Raw genomic sequence first — 15,341 nt, forward strand, 5'->3', positions numbered from 1 at the left:
CTGTATCGTACAGGTAAATCTGTTGTATCATACAGTTATGAGCGACGAGATCACCCTCGGACGGATCGAGACCCAGGTCGCCCTGCTGATGCGGCTCGGCGAGGCCACCCGGCGGGCCACCGGCACCGCCGAGCACCGGGTGCTCGACCGGGCGGCGTACGTGATCCTGCGACACCTGGACACCGCCGGCCCGCAGAACGTCTCCACGCTGGCCGCCCGGCTCAACCTGGACGGCTCGACGGTGACCCGCCAGGTGTCCGCCATGCAGCGCGACGGTTTGATCACCCGCGCCCCCGACCCGGCGGACGGCCGCGGCACGGTGATCTCGGCCACCCCGGCCGGATTGCAGCGGATGGGCGCCGTGCAGGTGGCCCGCACCCGGCTCTACGGCGACATCCTCGCCGACTGGACCAGCGACGAGCGGGACACGCTGGCGACGATGCTGGGCCGGCTCAACGAGGCCCTGGAGTCCCGCACCCGCCGCCGTTGACCCAGCCGGCGCCCCGCTGGGTGGCGCCGCCCGCCGACCCCCTCGCCGGGGTCCACCGGCCCGACGCTGCAACCGGGGGTCTGCTCGGCACGGTACGAAACTGATGACGTGGATGCATCGCCCGGCCCGGTCGGGACCGATTCGTTGACGACATCAAGTTCGTAGCGTGGCAGGAAGGGACCCGGCACCCAGCGCCGGCCGGTGGGCGACGCACCCCGACCAACCCGCACCCACGGCACCGCCCGGGTACCCGTCGTCGGAACGGGCACCCGGGCGGAGACGTGCGTTACGCGACCGGCTCGCGAGCGGAGTCGGCGTCCCGGGCCGTACCCGGGACCAGCCGCGGGTCGCCCTCGTCGGCGAAGTAGTCGTCCGGCGTGGTGCCGTCCGCCCCGTCGGCCACCTTCGTCGCCCGCAGCACCAGGGTCACCAGCGCGGCCACCACCAGGTTCACCAGCACGGCCACGATCCCGACGTAGATCGTCTTCTTGGTGTCGAAGCCGAAGTCGGAGAGCGGGAACGCCGAGCCACCGAAGTGCGCGCGCTTCGTCGCCGCGTTCGGGACCTGGTAGAGCATCCACAGGCCCATGCCCATGCCGGCCGCCCAACCGGCGATCAGCGCGGTCCGGTGGAACCAACGGGTGTAGAGCCCCAACGCCACCGCCGGCAGCGTCTGCAGGATGATCACGCCGCCGATCAGCTGGAGGTCGATGGAGAACTGCGGGTCGAGGAAGATGATGCAGGCCACCGCGCCGACCTTGACCACCAGCGAGGTGATCTTCGAGACGTTCGCCTCCTGGGCCGGGCTGGCATCCCGCTTCAGGTACTCCTTGTAGATGTTGCGGGTGAACAGGTTCGCCGCCGCGATCGACATGATCGCCGCCGGCACCAGCGCCCCGATGCCGATGGCCGCGTACGCGACCCCGGCGAACCAGTCCGGGAACTGCTGGTCGAACAGGACCGGCACCACGGTGTTGCTGTCCACCGTGCCCGCCTTCGCCCCCGGCAGCGGCTTCACCCCGGCCGCGATGGCCATGAAGCCGAGCAGCGCGATCAGCCCGAGCAGCAGGCTGTACGCCGGCAGCGCGGACATGTTCCGCTTGATCACGTCCCGGTTCCGGCTGGCCAGCACGCCGGTGATGCTGTGCGGGTAGAGGAAGAGCGCCAGCGCCGAGCCGAACGCCAGGGTGACGTACTGGAGTTGGTTGTTGGCGTTGAGCAGGATGCCGTCGTTCGGGCTCGGTGAGGCTTTGAACTTGGCGTCGGCGGCGTCGAAGATCGAGCCCCAGCCGCCCAGCTTCCACGGCAGGTAGATGATCGCGACCAGGATGACGATGTAGATCAGCGTGTCCTTGACGAAGGCGATCAACGCCGGTGCACGCAGCCCGGACTGGTAGGTGTAGGCCGCCAGGATCGCGAACGCGATGATGATCGGCAGGTGCCGGGCGACCACGTTGTCCCCGGTCACCCCCATCGTCTTGAGCACCGCCTCGATGCCGACCAGCTGCAACGCGATGTACGGCATGGTGGCGACGATGCCGGTGATGGCGATCAACAGCGCCAGCACCGGCGAGTCGAACCGGGTCCGGACGAAATCGGCCGGCGTGACGAAGCCGTGCCGGTGCGACACCGACCAGAGCCGGCAGAGCACCAGGAACACCAGCGGGTAGATGACGATCGTGTACGGCACGGCGAAGAAGCCGGCCGCGCCGGCCCCGAACATCAGCGCCGGCACCGCGACGAAGGTGTACGCGGTGTACAGGTCACCGCCGACCAGGAACCAGGTGATCCAGCCGCCGAAGCTGCGGCCACCCAGCCCCCACTCGTCGAGGTGGGCCATGTCCTTCGGGGCGCGCCACCGGGCCGCCACGAAACCCATCGCACTGACCAGCAGGAAGAGCACCGAGAAGACGATGATCTCGGTCAAATGGTCGCGCCACATCACCGATCACCCCGCTTCTTCGTCATCTGGTAGACCAGCGTGGTGGTGGTGACGCCGAGCAGGATCCAGGCCAGCTGGAGCCAGTAGAACCGCGGGAAGCCGAAGAGCCGGGGCGAGTCCGCGTTGAACAAGGCCGGGATCAGCGGCACCACGATCGGTATGAAAAGCAACCAGTTCCAGGGACTGTGGTCCTTCGCCCTGGACGACGCCGTTGCCGGCGCCTCCGGTTCCGGTGCAGCCATCTGACACACCTCCGGGAAGTCGTAACTCGCCATGTGACGGCCGGAGGCTACGACCCTGTGAGCGCAGTCACGTTCGACCGGGGAACGGCCCTGCGCCCAACGGCCGCCGGGCTGCGCCGAACGGCGTCGGCGGGCGGCCCGGCGGCCGGGAGTTCAGCGGGCGGCGAGGTGGGCGGTGTCGTTGACCGAGCGGACCGCGACCCCGCCGTCGGGCCACATGTCCAGTACCGAAATGCCGGCCGCGTCCAGGTAGAGCCGGTGCAGGAAGGCATCGCCGGCCGCCAGGGCATCGCGCAACGCCAGCTTGATCGGCGAGACGTGCGAGACCACCACCACGGTCTCCCCGGTGTACGCCTCGCGCAGCGCCGCCACCGCCCGGTCCACCCGTTCGGCGACGACGGTGAACGACTCCCCGCCGGGCGGCGCGATCCGGGTCGAGGCGAGCCAGGCGTCCAGCTCGCCCGGCCAGCCCTCGCGCACCTCGGCGAAGGTCTTGCCGTCCCAGTCGCCGAAGTCGCACTCCACCCAGTCGTCCTGCCGGCGCACCGTCAGGTCGCCGAGCGCCCCGGCGATCGCCTCGGCGGTGGCCGTACACCTCGACAGCGGGGAGCTGACCACGGCCGCGACGGACGGCGCCAGCTCGGCCACCCGCGCCGCGGTGGCCCGGGCCTGGGCCCGGCCCTGGTCGGACAGCGGCACGTCCGCGCGACCGGCGTAGCGGTGCTGGACGGTCCACTCGGTCTCGCCGTGCCGGACCAGGATCAACCGGGTCGCGGTGAAGCTCGGCCGGGGCTCCCAGGAGGGCTTCGCGGTGGCCGGATCGGTGCCGGTGTGGCGGGTCGCCGCGCGGGCGGCCACCTCACGGGGCGGCTCGGCCGCCGCCCGCTTGGCCGGCTTGCCGGCGGCGGCGTCCATCGCCGCGTTGGCCAGCGCGTCGGCGTGCCGGTTGCGCTCCCGGGGGATCCAGCTGAACCGGACGTTCTCGAAGCGGTCCACCAGCGCGGCGGCCCGGGCGGCGAGCGGGCGCAGCCCGGGGTGCTTGATCTGCCAGCGGCCGCACATCTGCTCGACCACCAGCTTGGAGTCCATCCGTGCCTCGACCTCGGCGGCGCCCAGCTCGGCCGCGGCCTCCAGCCCGGCGATCAGCCCCCGGTACTCGGCGACGTTGTTGGTGGCCGTCCCGATCGCCTCGGAGCGCTCCACCAGCACCTCGCCGGAGGCCGGGTCCCGGACCACCGCCCCGTAACCGGCCGGCCCCGGGTTGCCCCGGGACCCGCCGTCGGCCTCGACGACGACCGCGCGTACCGCCACCGGGCTACAGGCCCGACTCGTTGGTACGCACCATGATCCGCCGGCACTCCTCGCAGCGGACCACCTCGTCCGGCGCCGCCTTGCGGATCCGGCCCAGGTCCGCGCCGGAGAGCTCCAGCCGGCATCCGCCGCAGCGGCCCGAGGTGAGCAGCGCGGCGCCCAGGCCGGTGTCCTCGCGGATCTTGTCGTAGAGGGTGATCAGGTCGGCCGGGAGGTCGGCGGCGAGGGGCTTGCGGGCGTTCCGCTTGAACTCCTCCTCCTTGGCGATCTCGGCCAGGCTGTCGTCGCGGCGCTGCTCGGCGGCGGCCCGCCGGTCCCGCGCCTCGGCCATCCGGGCCTCGATCCCGTCGAGCACGCCCTGGGCGGTCTCCCGCTGCTCCATCAGCTCCAGCTCGGCGTCCTCCAGATCGCCCTGCCGGCGGTTCAGCGACGCCAGCTCGTGCTGCAGCGCCTCCAGCTCCCGGGACGGGCCGGTGCCGGCGGCGAGCCGCGCCTCGTCCTTGCTCTTGCGGGCCCGGACCTGGTCGATGTCCTTCTCCAGCCGGGCGATGTCCCGGTCCAGGTCGTCGACCGCGACCTGGGCGCGGACCCGGTCGTCCTCCAGCGCGGAGAGCTCGCGGGCCAGCCCCTCCAGCTCGGCCCGCTCGGGCAGCGTCCGACGTCGGTGGGCGAGCTGGGCGAGGGTGGTGTCGATGGCCTGCAGATCGAGCAGGCGGCGCTGGACCTGGGGTTCAGCCTTCACAGTCAGGGCTCCTTGTCGTCCAGTGCGGGCGCGGCGGCGTGCACGGTCCAGGGGTCGGTGTCCAGGTCGGACACCACGGTCTCGACACCGAGGCCGGCCCGCAACTGGGCGGCCAGGTCGTCGAGCCAGGGTCGTTCGGTCGCCCAGTGGGCGGCGTCGAGCAGGGCGGGCCCGCCGGCGGCGAGGTGCTCGCCGGCCGGATGGTGCCGCAGGTCGGCGGTGAGGAACGCGTCCACCCCGGCGGCGGCCGCCTCGGCGAGGAAGTCGTCGCCGGCGCCACCGCTGACCGCGAGGGTACGCACGATACGCCCGGGATCGCCCGCGGCGCGAACGCCCCAGACGGTGGCGGGCAGGACGGCGGCCGCGTGCCGGGTCAGGTCGGCCAGGGTCATCGGGGTGGGCAGCTCGCCGATCCGGCCGATGCCCCGGCCCGGGCCGGCGGCCGGGGAGCCGGGTGCCGGCGGGTGCAGCGGGCGCAGCCCGGTCAGCCCGAACCGGGCGGCGAGCGAGTCGGAGACGCCCGGGTCGGCGACGTCGGCGTTGGTGTGCGCCACGTACAGGGCCACCCCGGCACGGATCAGGTCGTGCACGATCCGCCCCTTGTACGTGGTGGGGGCGACCGAGGAGACCCCGCGCAGCAGCAGCGGGTGGTGCGCGACGATCATGTCGGCGCCCACGGCGAGCGCCTCGGCGACGGTCTCCGGGACCACGTCGACCGTGCAGAAGACGCGGCGGACCGCGGCGGCGGGCTCGCCGAGCACCAGGCCCACCCGGTCCCACTCCTCGGCCCAGGCGGACGGGTGACGCCGCTCCAGCTCGGCCACCACGTCGGCGACGGTCGGCGGGGCTGCGCTTGTGCTCACGGGCGGTCAGCTTACCGGCGCGGGGCGGCGGGCACGGCCACGCCCGCCGCCCGTGTCCCCCGGCCCGACCCGAATCGCCCGGGCGACCGGGTGGCAACGACCTCGTCCGGTCACGCGGGCCGGCTCAGGCGGCGGACGTGACGCGGGACCGGTCGCGCAGCGGGGCGAGCCCGACCTCCCAGGGGAAGACCTGGAGGTGTCGCTCGCCCGCGCCCGGCGGGTGCAGGGGGAAGACGTGGTCGCCGAAGAGCACCGTGGTCCCCCACTCGCGCAGCCGAGCCAGCCCGGCCTGGAACGCGGGATGAGCCGCCATGGCGGCGTTGGTGAACGGGACGGCCACCACCGGCAGCCCCCTGCCCTGCCCCTCGATCAGTAGGCCCAGGGCCAGCGTGTCGGTGATCCCGGCCGCCCACTTGTTGATCGTGTTCACCGTCGCGGGGCAGACGATCATCGCGTCGGCGGGCGGCAGCAGATCCGGGTCGCCGGGGAACTTGTAGTGGGTACGGACCGGATGACCGGTCTGCCGGGCCAGCGCGGCCCGATCGACGAACTTCGCCCCGTCCGGCGTGGTGACCACGCACACCTCCCAGCCGTCGGACTGGGCCAGCTCGACGAGGCGACCGACGTGGCGGGCCAGCGGCGAACCGCAGGCGATGACGTAGAGCACCTCGGGGCGCTCACTGCTCGGGTGCGGGCCGTTCATCCGGCCGGCACCCTCATACTCCGACTCCCATGTGCCCAGCCAACTCCGCAATCGGCGGAGGCGGCGCACCCCGTGTGCGACGCAGCACGTCCGCCATCACCTCGTGGGCGATCGGGCGGCAACGGATCTCCGAGGCAGCGAGGCGGTCGCCGAGCAGCAGCATTTCCCCCGCGTTGGCCACGTCGCCGAGCTGCGCGTAGCCGCGGGCGATGTCGAGCAGGTGGTGGGCGCGGCGCTCGGGCAGCAGCGCGTTGAACGACGCCTGCGGGATCCGCTGGTGGATCTCCACCGCCCGGCCGCCGTCGCCCAGCTCCACCGCGGCGGCGGCCCGGTGCAGCTCCAGGTTGGTGGGGCCGAACGAGGTCCAGTAGCGGTTCTGGTCGCTGCCGAGGAGGTTCGCCGCCTCGTGCGCGCCGTTGAGCAGGTCGTCAACCGTCGCGGAGTCGCCGATCCGGGCGGCGGCCATCGCGCCCTGCAGGAGCAGCATGCCGTAGACGGAGAGCCGGTCCGGGTCGTCGTGGTCGGCGCCGCCGGCGGGGGCGAGCCGGTTGGCGATGGTGACGTTCAGCTCCAGGGCGGGGCGGGGCCGCCCCATGGCGACCAGGGCGTTGCAGACCCGGGTGGTGGCGACGCCGGCCAGCAACTGGTCGTCGGCCCGCTGGGCGACCGCCATCGACCGGTCCGCCGCCAGCCAGGCCAGGTCGCACTCGCCGAGCTTGCGCAGCACCGACGAGGCGATCTGGTAGACCTGCCCGAGCAGGTGGGCGGCCTCCTTCGCCTGGTCGCCGCCGTAGCCGGCGTCGGCCGCCTGGGCGTCGCGCAGCAGCTTCGGCAGGGCCCGGGTGAGCATCCCGTAACGGCCGTACTGGTAGGTGAGCCAGGCGTGGTTGACGGCCTTGCGCATGTCGAGCAGCGGTGGCGGGTACGGCGCCGCGTCGAAGTACGCGCTCATCGAGTCGTACCGCTCGAGGGCGGCCCGGATCTCCTGCACCTCGATCTGGTCGATGCAGTTGAGCCCGTCGGTGCGCCGCTCCGGATCCTTGCCGAGCAGGAGTTGGACGTCGACCTGGAGGATGTCGGCGATCTCGTAGAGGACGGAGAACTTGTCCAGCCGACGCACGCCGCGCTCGACCTTGTCGACCCAGCTCTTGGACTTGCCCAGCCGGTCGGCGAAGACCTGCTGGGACATCTTGCGCCGCCCGCGCCAGTAGGCCACCCGTCGCCCTATCGGAAGCTCGTCCATCTCCCCCTGCTCCTCCCCCTGGTCTCCGTCCGGCCACTCTCCGGGCGGTCCCCCGCGGGTGCGGCGGTCCGTCCGTCTCAGGTTTTCGCTGGTCGCACAGGTTGTACGTCAGCCATACAGCCAGTCCTCGTACTTTTCGTGCAAGTTGCACGAGCCGTTTCGTCAGCTCAACGATCGCGGGTTACGGCAGTGACGGTGCTCGACGTGCAGCGCGGCGGGCGTCCGGGCTGGCGAGGGGAGATCACGGGTTATGTGGGGAAACGTCGGACCGCGGGTCGCCCAGTTGTCGCCGATCGAGCGGGTCCGACTGCGCCGGATCGCCGTGCGGTACGCCCTGCACGGCTGGGAGGTGACCCCCGGCGCCTGCCTGGCCCGCAGCCGCTTCGTCTGCGGCCGGGCCGGCTGCCCGACCGTCGGCTGCCATCCGGCCCTGGAGGACTGGGAGCACGCGGCGAGCGCCGACCCGGCCCGGGTGGCGACCTGGTGGCGCGACCGGCCATACGGCGTGCTGCTCCCCACCGGCCGGGCCTTCGACGTGCTGGAGGTGGCCGCGCACCTCGGCCGGCACGTGCTCGACGCGCTGCCGCACCACCCCGCCGGCACTGGGGTGCGCGGCCCGGTGGTGGTCACCCCGACCGGACGGTGGATGTTCCTGGTCCGCCTCGGCGACCCGCTCCGGCCCGAGCTGGAGCACTGCTTCCACGTGGTCCGCCACGGCCCTGGCTCGTGGATCCCGGCGCCGCCGACCCGGCTGCCCGAGGGGGCCGTGCGCTGGGCGGTCGCCCCCGAACAGGCACGCTGGCAGCTGCCCGACGCCTACCTGGTGCAGAACGCCCTGATCGACGCGCTCCGGGAGACCGGCGTGACGCTCACCCCCGAGCTGCTCCCCGGCCAACTGCCGCTGCCCCGCCGGGGTTACTGAGGCCCGCACCGGGTAGCCGGGCGGCCAGTCGCGTCCCCGACGCGGCCGACCTCGTTGGACAGGTGACGGCGCGCGGACGCCAGGAGCGGGGGTACGTAATGGCCAGCGACGACGCGACTCAGCCCACCGGCGGCACCGAACCGCCGCCGCCGCCCTACCGGCGCGCCCACCGCTGGCCGGGCACCCGCCCGCCCGGCGCCCGCCCCGGCCGCCCCCGCCCGACCAACACCCGCCCCGCCGGGACCCAGCGCACCATCCGCTGAACCGCCGGCGACGGATCAGGCGTCGACCGGCAGGGCGGTGGAGTGCAGCAGGCGGCCGTCGTCGGTCACCACGGCGTGCAGGTGCCCGTCGAGGCGGTCGAGCCAGCCGATGCCCGCCATCCCCATCGCCACCGCCGCGGTGGCGTACGCGTCGGCGAGGCCGAGGTCGGAGCCGACCACGGTGACCGAGCGCAGGCCCTTCGCCGGCTCGCCCCGACGCGGGTCGACCACGTGGTGCCCCCGCTCGTACACGCCGGAGGTGGCCACCGCCAGATCGGTGCCGGTGAGCACCAGGCAGGTCGACGCCGGGTCCCACGGATGCCGGACGCCGATCCGCCACGGCCGGCCGGCCGACGACAGGCCCCGGACGCGGACGTCCCCGCCGGCGTTGAGGCAGTGGTTGGCCGCCCCCGCGGCGACCAGCCGGTCCGAGGCGACCTGCGCCGACCAGCCCTTCACATAGCCGGACGGGTCCAGCCGGCCGGTGGCGTACGCGTCGAAGAACCCGTCGGTGACGTCCCACAGGTCGGCGCAGCGTTCGAGAACCCGGCGCAGGTCCGCCGACGCCTCGGAGAGCAGCAGCTCGCCCCGTTCGAAGCGGCACACCTCGCTGTCGTCGGAGTAGGTGCTGAACCGGGTGTCGACCTCGCGCAGCCAGCAGAAGGTCTCCTCGGCCAGCTCGTGCAGGGTCGCGGTGGGCAGGTCGTCGGCCAGGTCGAGGCTGATCGCCGTACCCATGATCTGCTCGACCCGGCGCAGGCCCGGCCGGGCCGGCGGCGCGGTCACCTCAGCGGGCCTGGTCGATCGCGGCCTGGAGCGACTGCTTGTAGGAATTGCTGGTGTAGGTGGCCCCGGAGACGGTGTCCAGGTTGGCGCTCTGCCGCTTCACCACCTGGCCGGAGGTCCCGCTGTACGCGGCGTCGACCTTGTCACTGCGCAGCGAGGACTGGCCGCCGTCCGGCAGCTCCAGGGCGACCGCGTTGACGATCTTCGTGCCGGAGAGGGTGATCTGCACCTGCACGTTGCCGTACTCGTTGCTGATCACCGGGCCGGTCACCTTGCGGGTGGTGGCCGTCGGCGCGGCGGTGGTGGTGCGCGGCGCGGCGGTGGTGGTCCGGGGCGCCGCCGTGCTGGTGCCGCCGCTGCTGGTGCTGGTGCGGGCGCCCGGGGTACGGCTCGCCGTGGCGCTCGCCCGGGCGGTCGGCGAGACGGCCGGACCGGCCGACGGGGTCGCGCCTGGGGTGCCGCCGGGGGGCGGCCCGCCCGGCGTCGCCGTCGCCTGGCCGGCGGGCAGGTCCTGGGCGACCGGGCTGGCGTTCGGCGCGCCCTTGAACGCCACCAGCGCGGTGGTGCTGGCGGCCAGGCCGGTGATCGCGAGCAGCGCGCGACGCATGTTCCGATGCCTCTCTACAGCTCGAACGTGGCGAGATGGATCTGCCGCCGGGGCACGCCGGCCTCCCGCAGCACCCGCACGGACTGGGCGACCAGCCCGGCCGGACCACACAGGTAGACGTCCCGGCGGGGCAGGTCGGGCACCAGCTTGCGCAGCCCCGCGGGGCTCATCACCTGGCGCGGACCCGGGTCGTCCCGGGAGCCGATGACGTACCAGACGGACGTCTGCCGGGCCTGGGCCAGCCAGTCCAGCTCGTGGTGCAGCAGCACGTCGGCGGGGGTACGGGCCCGGTAGATCAGCGCCGCGCCGGGCGGCAACTCCTCCAGCATGGCGCGCAGCGGGGCGATGCCGCTGCCGCCGGCGATCAGCAGGGCCCGTTCCCGGGTCCGGTGCGCGGCGGTGAAGGTGCCGGACGGGCCCTCCGCCCAGACCCGGGTGCCCGGGTCGAGGTCGCGCAGGTCGGCGGTGTGCGCGCCGACCACCTTGACGGTCAGCCGCAGCCAGCGGCCGTTGGCCGCGGCGGAGAGCGAGAACGGGTGCGACTGCCACCAGCAGCCGGGGGTGAGGAAGCGCCAGCGGAAGTACTGCCCGCCGAGCATGTCGAGCTGGTTGAGCCGGCGGCCGGTCAGGTAGACCGAGATGGTGTCCGGACTCTCCGCCACCACGTCGGCCACCCGCAGCCGGTGCCGCAGGTTCAACGCCAGCGGCGCGACCAGCCGACCCCAGACCAGCGCGGCGGCCACCAGCAGGTACGCCGCGATCCAGCCGATGCGTACCGGCCCGGGCGGGAAGAGCTGCGCGCCGTTGCTGAACTGGTGGCCGAAGCCGAGCAGCAGCGCGGCGTAGCTGACCAGGTGCAGGTGGTACCAGAGCTCGTAGGGCATCACCCGGCGGATCGCCCGGATGCCGGTGAAGCCGACCAGCACCATGATGCCGGCGGCGGCGAACGCGGAGACCATGTCCTCGTAGTCGCGCAGCAGCACCCCGACCTCGCCGAAGATCGAGTGGCTCTCGATGTCGGCGTAGGCCACCACGATCAACGACAGGTGGGCGAGCACGGCGACCAGCAGGGTCGCGCCCAGGTCGCGGTGCAGGCGGGAGATCCGCTCCCCGCCGAGCCACCGTTCCAGCGCGCCGAGCCGGCTCATCATCAGCACCTGCACCAGCAGCAGGTAGCCGGCGACCAGCCCGGTGATCCGGCCGGCGGCGGTGAGCACGTCGGCGGTGCCGGTGAACGACCCGGCCGGCGTGTCCAGCCACCAGGGCAGCACCGCGGCCACCAGGCCGAGCCAGAAGAGCGCGGCGAGGATCCGTCGACCGCCCGGTCCGCGGCGCGGCAGGGCCGGGGGCGGGGGTACGGGGCCAGCCGAACGGCCGCCGTACGGGAATGGATCCCCGGTACGACGGCCGGCGGCGTGGATGTCCTGATATGTCACGCGTACAGCTTCATCGGGGTGTACTTCTGCCTCGGGAAGATCTTGTCCACCTCCGCGTTGGTCAGGCCGAACCGGCCCTGCGCGACGCTTCCGTAGACGTTGAACATGTTGTTGTACTCGGGTACGTCTCCGCTGTCCAGATCGTTCAACCCGTTCCAGGCGCCGAGCAGCGAGCCGGCGAGCTTGCGCCCGGACAGGATGGTGACCACCCCGCCGTGGCCGTGGTCGGTGCCGCCGCTGTTGGAGGCGACCCGGCGGCCGAACTCGCTGGACACCATGATCGTGACGTCGGCGGCCCGGTCGCCCAGGTCGGTGAAGAACGCCGCCATCGCGCCGGCCAGCTCGCCCAGCCGCCGGTGCAGCTGCCCGCCCTCGCGGGGGCCCTGGTTCTCGTGGGTGTCGTAGCCACCCATGCCGACCGTGGCGACCCGGACGTTCGCGCCGCCCTTGATCAGCTGGGCGAGTTGCTCGAACGCGTAACCGACGCCCTTGTACTCCACGCCCTCGCCCGGCTGGTACGGCTTCGCGGCGAGCTTCTGGGCGGTGGCCAGCGCCCCCATGCCCTCCAGCACCGCCTCCTCCACCGGGTGGTTGATCCCGGTGAAGAGGCCCCGGATGGCCCGCTCGGTGGCCTCGCGATACTTGTCGTCGCCGTTGAGCCGCAGCGAGCCGACGTTGTTGATGGAGAGCGCGCCGTTGGTGCCGACCAGCGACCGGGGCAGCGTGCTGCCGATGCCGACGCTGCGGAACGCGGTGCCCTTGCCGAGCGCGTCCACCAGGCTGTCCAGCCAGCCCCGGCCGCCGGTCTCGCTGGGCAGGCCGCCCAGGTTGCAGGCGTCCGCGGCCTGGAAGTGGCTGCGGGACAGCCGCTCGTCGGAGACCGCCGGAATGAAGCCGAGCTGTCCGGCCCTGAGCCACTGCTCCAGCGGCTTGAAGGCGCTGGTCAGCTTGAAGCCGCGGCCCAGGGCCAGCGAGTCGTCGCCGAGCAGCAGGTCCGGCCGGGCCTTCGCCAGGACCGGGTCGTCGGCCGGGGCGACCAGGCTGAGCCCGTCCAGCCCGCCGTAGAGGAACACGTGGATCAGGGTGCCGGTCTTCGTCGCGGCGAAGGACGCCGAGGTGGTGACGAACTGGGCGGTGGCCAGCGCGGTCGCGGTGGCGGCGGCGCCGGCGACGAAGGTCCGCCGGGTCACTCCCCGGCCGTCCTGCTGGGCCTCCTCCAGGTCCTCCAGCCGGCGGTAACGGTCGGCCTCTGCGGCGTTCTCGGCGGCGACGACGTCGGCCTCGGCGCGAAGCACCGCCTCCGCCGGGTTGTCGGCCAGGCGGCGGAGGTCGGGGCATTCGGGGTGCAGGGGGAACGTGTGCACAGTCTTCTCCATCGGGTGCCTCACCGGAGGTGGTGCTGGGGGGAAGCGAGGATCGCCCGCGCGACGGCGGTGATGGCCCCGTTGAACGTGGCATCGACCCTGGCGGTCGCCGGCACGCCGGCCACCCCGAGGATCAACGCCTTCTCCTTGGCGCTCAGCTTCTGGTGCACCAGCCGCAGGGCGAGCGCGTCCACGTACGCCCCGGCCGTGGCCGGCGGCTTCGCCACCAGCTTCTCGGGCTTGGTGAACGTGAACTGGTTGCGGTAGCCGGCGAGCAGCTCACCGGCCTCGTTCCAGCCGTTGACCATCGTGCCGGCGGAGGTCCACGCCACGTAGACGTCCGGGTAGCCGTCCGGGGTGGGCTGGCCCATCGGGTACTGGCCCAGCTCGCGCAGCTTGTCGTGGATCTGCCGCAGCCCCTGGGCGTACGCGGTCCGCTTGCTGTCACCCAGCCTGAACTCCGGCGACGCCTCCGGCGAGACGCCGAGGGTCCGGTACGTGGCGACCAGGTACTCCATCGGGCGGCGCACCTTCTGGCCGACCGCGGCCCAGAACTCCGAGGAGCTGAAGAGCGCCATCACCAGGGGCTTCACCATGCCCTTGTTGACCGTGTAGACCTTCGCCAGCCGGTCCACCAGGGACTTCGGCGGGGTGTCCGAGACGAACCGGGTGGCCAGGCTGCGGGCCACGTACCGGGCGGTCGACGGGTGCAGCGCGATGTAGCGGATGTACGCGTCGATCACCGCGTCGGCCTTCTCGGCCGAGGCGTTGGGGTGGCTGAAGCCGAGAATCTGCACCTTGCCGACGTAGTGCCGGTCGGGCCGGAAGACGTACTTGCCGTCGTCGACGCCGCGGCCGGTCTGGAGCATGGCCGCCTGCCGGACGTCCTTCTCGGTGTAGCCGCCGTCGACGCCGACCGAGTAGAGCTCCAGGTTCTCCCGGGCCAGGTTCTCGTTGATCGCGTCCTTGCGGGAGTCGACCTGGCTCAGGTAGAGCAGCAGCGCCGGGTGCTTGTTGGCCGCGACCAGCATGTCCGGGTAGCTGCCCAGGGCGTTGGCCCGGATCACGTCCCGGTCGAAGGAGTTGCGGTGGATCTCGCCGCCGTCGAAGTCGGCCGAGACGTGCAGGAAGTCGTTCCAGAAGTCGACCATCACCTCGAAGAGCTGCCGCTCCGACCAGATCTGCCGGGCGAGGGTGGCGTCGACCGTCTCCTTCTCCGGCTGCACGCCCCGCTCGTTGAGCTGGTCCCGCTGCTCGCGCAGCTGCTGGGTGGTCAGCTTGAGGCTGGGCAGGTCGGCGAGCTTCAGCTCGGCCTTCGTCGGCGCGATCTTCTCCGGGTCGAGCTGCGAGCGGATCCAGGCGTCGATGCCCATCCGCCTGATGTCGGCGATCACCTTGGGCGTGGCGCCGAAGGTGGCCCGGCTGGCGAGGTGCCGGACCGGGTCCTTGGCCAGCACGGTCTTCACCGTCACCTTGGTCTCCGCCGCGGCCGCTGCCGGCCCGGAGAAGGTCCGACCACCGCTGGGGGCGTTCTTCTTCAGCGCCGCGCCGGCCCGCGAGCCCATGTAGGACTCGTTCTGCTCGGTGTAGGTGCGTACCGTGCTCGCCTGCTGGCCGCTGGGGCGGGCGGCGGTGCCGTCGGTGACCCTGGCGCGGGTGGCGTCCCCGGCGACCGAGGCCTCGTCGCCGCCGAAGAGGCCCCGGACCTGGGGGCTCATCGCCAGGGCACCACCGGCGACCACCGCGGCGGTGCCACCGAGCGCGACGAGGGCGCGCCGCCGGCCGACCCGGCCGTCCCGGTCGTCGTCGTCCAGGTTGGGCAGTCCCGCGCCGGCCGGCTGGTACGGCGCCTGCGGGGCGAGGCCCTGCGGGCCCACCCACTGCGGACCACGGGCCGGCGACCGGACGGCGGTGGGATACCCGGCGTGCGCGTGCTCGGCGGGGTCCGCGGCGTACGGGTAGGCCTGCTGCTGCTCGTACGGGGTGAAGCCGTGGACGTCGCGGTACCCGTCCGAGGTGGGGTGCTGACGCCCGTCCCAGCCGCGGTCGTCCCGCAGTCGACGTGGTGGCACAGTCTGGTCGGCCATGTACCAATCCCGTTTTCTTCAAGGCGCCACACGCTGCGACCGGGGCGGGGCGAGGGTGCGGCGACTGTTGCCTGAGGAGTTGCTACGGGAAAGTAGCCAAGGCCCCAGGCCCCTTCAAGGCGGTCGCGAGCGGGCCCGGAGCGCACTTAAGGCACCGCTCACCACCCCACCCGTCTGGCCGGTTTCGCCCCCGGTGGGTGGCGACGTCCGGAGCAGGGGCGACACGGCCGGACGCGACACCGACGTAACGTTTTCGGCTCACGCGACGCTTCTTGCCACATTCACCGGCACAGCGAAACTTAAGGAACGGATAAGCCGGTACTGAGGTCCCTCCCATCGC

At 72.8% G+C, this 15,341-nt stretch carries 15 protein-coding genes; 3 read left to right on the forward strand and 12 right to left on the reverse strand.

The annotated features are described in order from the left end of the window. The first annotated feature begins 37 nt into the window (after positions 1 to 37). A complete protein-coding gene (locus AC5RWQ_RS11560; RefSeq protein ID WP_494282740.1) occupies positions 38 to 490 on the forward strand; it encodes a MarR family winged helix-turn-helix transcriptional regulator in 453 nt (150 codons plus the stop codon). A gap of 286 nt (positions 491 to 776) precedes the next feature. On the opposite strand, the gene mctP is transcribed toward AC5RWQ_RS11560, so the two are convergent. From mctP to AC5RWQ_RS11595, 7 genes are all read right to left on the reverse strand, one after another. After that, positions 777 to 2,432, reverse strand: coding sequence for a monocarboxylate uptake permease MctP (gene mctP, locus AC5RWQ_RS11565; RefSeq protein WP_494282741.1), 1,656 nt, complete (start codon positions 2,430 to 2,432; stop codon positions 777 to 779). Continuing rightward, positions 2,432 to 2,674, reverse strand: coding sequence for a DUF3311 domain-containing protein (locus AC5RWQ_RS11570; RefSeq protein ID WP_494282742.1), 243 nt, complete (start codon positions 2,672 to 2,674; stop codon positions 2,432 to 2,434). The genes mctP and AC5RWQ_RS11570 overlap by 1 nt, the downstream gene beginning before the upstream one ends. Before the next feature lie 153 nt (positions 2,675 to 2,827). After that, complete coding sequence (locus tag AC5RWQ_RS11575; protein WP_494282743.1) at positions 2,828 to 3,985, reverse strand: bifunctional RNase H/acid phosphatase; 1,158 nt, start codon at positions 3,983 to 3,985, stop codon at positions 2,828 to 2,830. Positions 3,986 to 3,989: 4 nt separating this feature from the next. Further along, positions 3,990 to 4,727, reverse strand: coding sequence for a zinc ribbon domain-containing protein (locus tag AC5RWQ_RS11580; protein ID WP_334485820.1), 738 nt, complete (start codon positions 4,725 to 4,727; stop codon positions 3,990 to 3,992). Between the two features lie 2 nt (positions 4,728 to 4,729). Continuing rightward, positions 4,730 to 5,590: a Nif3-like dinuclear metal center hexameric protein gene (locus tag AC5RWQ_RS11585; RefSeq protein WP_494282744.1), complete on the reverse strand. Its 861-nt coding sequence runs from the start codon at positions 5,588 to 5,590 to the stop codon at positions 4,730 to 4,732. A gap of 124 nt (positions 5,591 to 5,714) precedes the next feature. After that, positions 5,715 to 6,293: a flavoprotein gene (locus AC5RWQ_RS11590; protein WP_494282745.1), complete on the reverse strand. Its 579-nt coding sequence runs from the start codon at positions 6,291 to 6,293 to the stop codon at positions 5,715 to 5,717. Between the two features lie 13 nt (positions 6,294 to 6,306). Further along, on the reverse strand, positions 6,307 to 7,536 hold the full coding sequence (locus AC5RWQ_RS11595) for a helix-turn-helix domain-containing protein (protein WP_494282746.1): 1,230 nt from the start codon (positions 7,534 to 7,536) through the stop codon (positions 6,307 to 6,309). Between the two features lie 250 nt (positions 7,537 to 7,786). On the opposite strand from AC5RWQ_RS11595, the gene AC5RWQ_RS11600 reads away from it, so the two are divergent. Then, positions 7,787 to 8,458, forward strand: a complete 672-nt coding sequence (locus tag AC5RWQ_RS11600) for a bifunctional DNA primase/polymerase (RefSeq protein WP_494282747.1) — start codon at positions 7,787 to 7,789, stop codon at positions 8,456 to 8,458. Between the two features lie 98 nt (positions 8,459 to 8,556). Beyond that, on the forward strand, positions 8,557 to 8,721 hold the full coding sequence (locus tag AC5RWQ_RS11605; RefSeq protein WP_494282748.1) for a hypothetical protein: 165 nt from the start codon (positions 8,557 to 8,559) through the stop codon (positions 8,719 to 8,721). Positions 8,722 to 8,736: 15 nt separating this feature from the next. Here AC5RWQ_RS11605 and AC5RWQ_RS11610 read toward each other — a convergent pair whose 3' ends face one another. Genes AC5RWQ_RS11610 through AC5RWQ_RS11630 form a run of 5 tightly spaced genes read right to left on the reverse strand, consistent with a single transcriptional unit; the run spans position 8,737 to position 15,001 of the window. Beyond that, positions 8,737 to 9,459 (reverse strand): FAD:protein FMN transferase, encoded by a 723-nt coding sequence (locus tag AC5RWQ_RS11610; protein ID WP_494282971.1) that lies wholly within the window; start codon positions 9,457 to 9,459, stop codon positions 8,737 to 8,739. Positions 9,460 to 9,508: 49 nt separating this feature from the next. Continuing rightward, complete coding sequence (locus AC5RWQ_RS11615; RefSeq protein ID WP_494282749.1) at positions 9,509 to 10,114, reverse strand: FMN-binding protein; 606 nt, start codon at positions 10,112 to 10,114, stop codon at positions 9,509 to 9,511. A 14-nt stretch (positions 10,115 to 10,128) separates the two neighbouring features. Next, positions 10,129 to 11,550, reverse strand: coding sequence for a ferredoxin reductase family protein (locus tag AC5RWQ_RS11620; RefSeq protein ID WP_494282750.1), 1,422 nt, complete (start codon positions 11,548 to 11,550; stop codon positions 10,129 to 10,131). Beyond that, positions 11,547 to 12,914 carry a DUF1501 domain-containing protein gene (locus tag AC5RWQ_RS11625; RefSeq protein WP_494282751.1) on the reverse strand — a complete coding sequence of 456 codons (1,368 nt, stop codon included), beginning with the start codon at positions 12,912 to 12,914 and terminating at the stop codon, positions 11,547 to 11,549. Before AC5RWQ_RS11625 ends, AC5RWQ_RS11620 begins: the two co-directional genes overlap by 4 nt. 20 nt (positions 12,915 to 12,934) lie before the next feature. Continuing rightward, on the reverse strand, positions 12,935 to 15,001 hold the full coding sequence (locus AC5RWQ_RS11630) for a DUF1800 domain-containing protein (RefSeq protein WP_494282752.1): 2,067 nt from the start codon (positions 14,999 to 15,001) through the stop codon (positions 12,935 to 12,937). Positions 15,002 to 15,341 lie beyond the last annotated feature (340 nt).

Source organism: Micromonospora sp. BS32 (assembly GCF_059089345.1).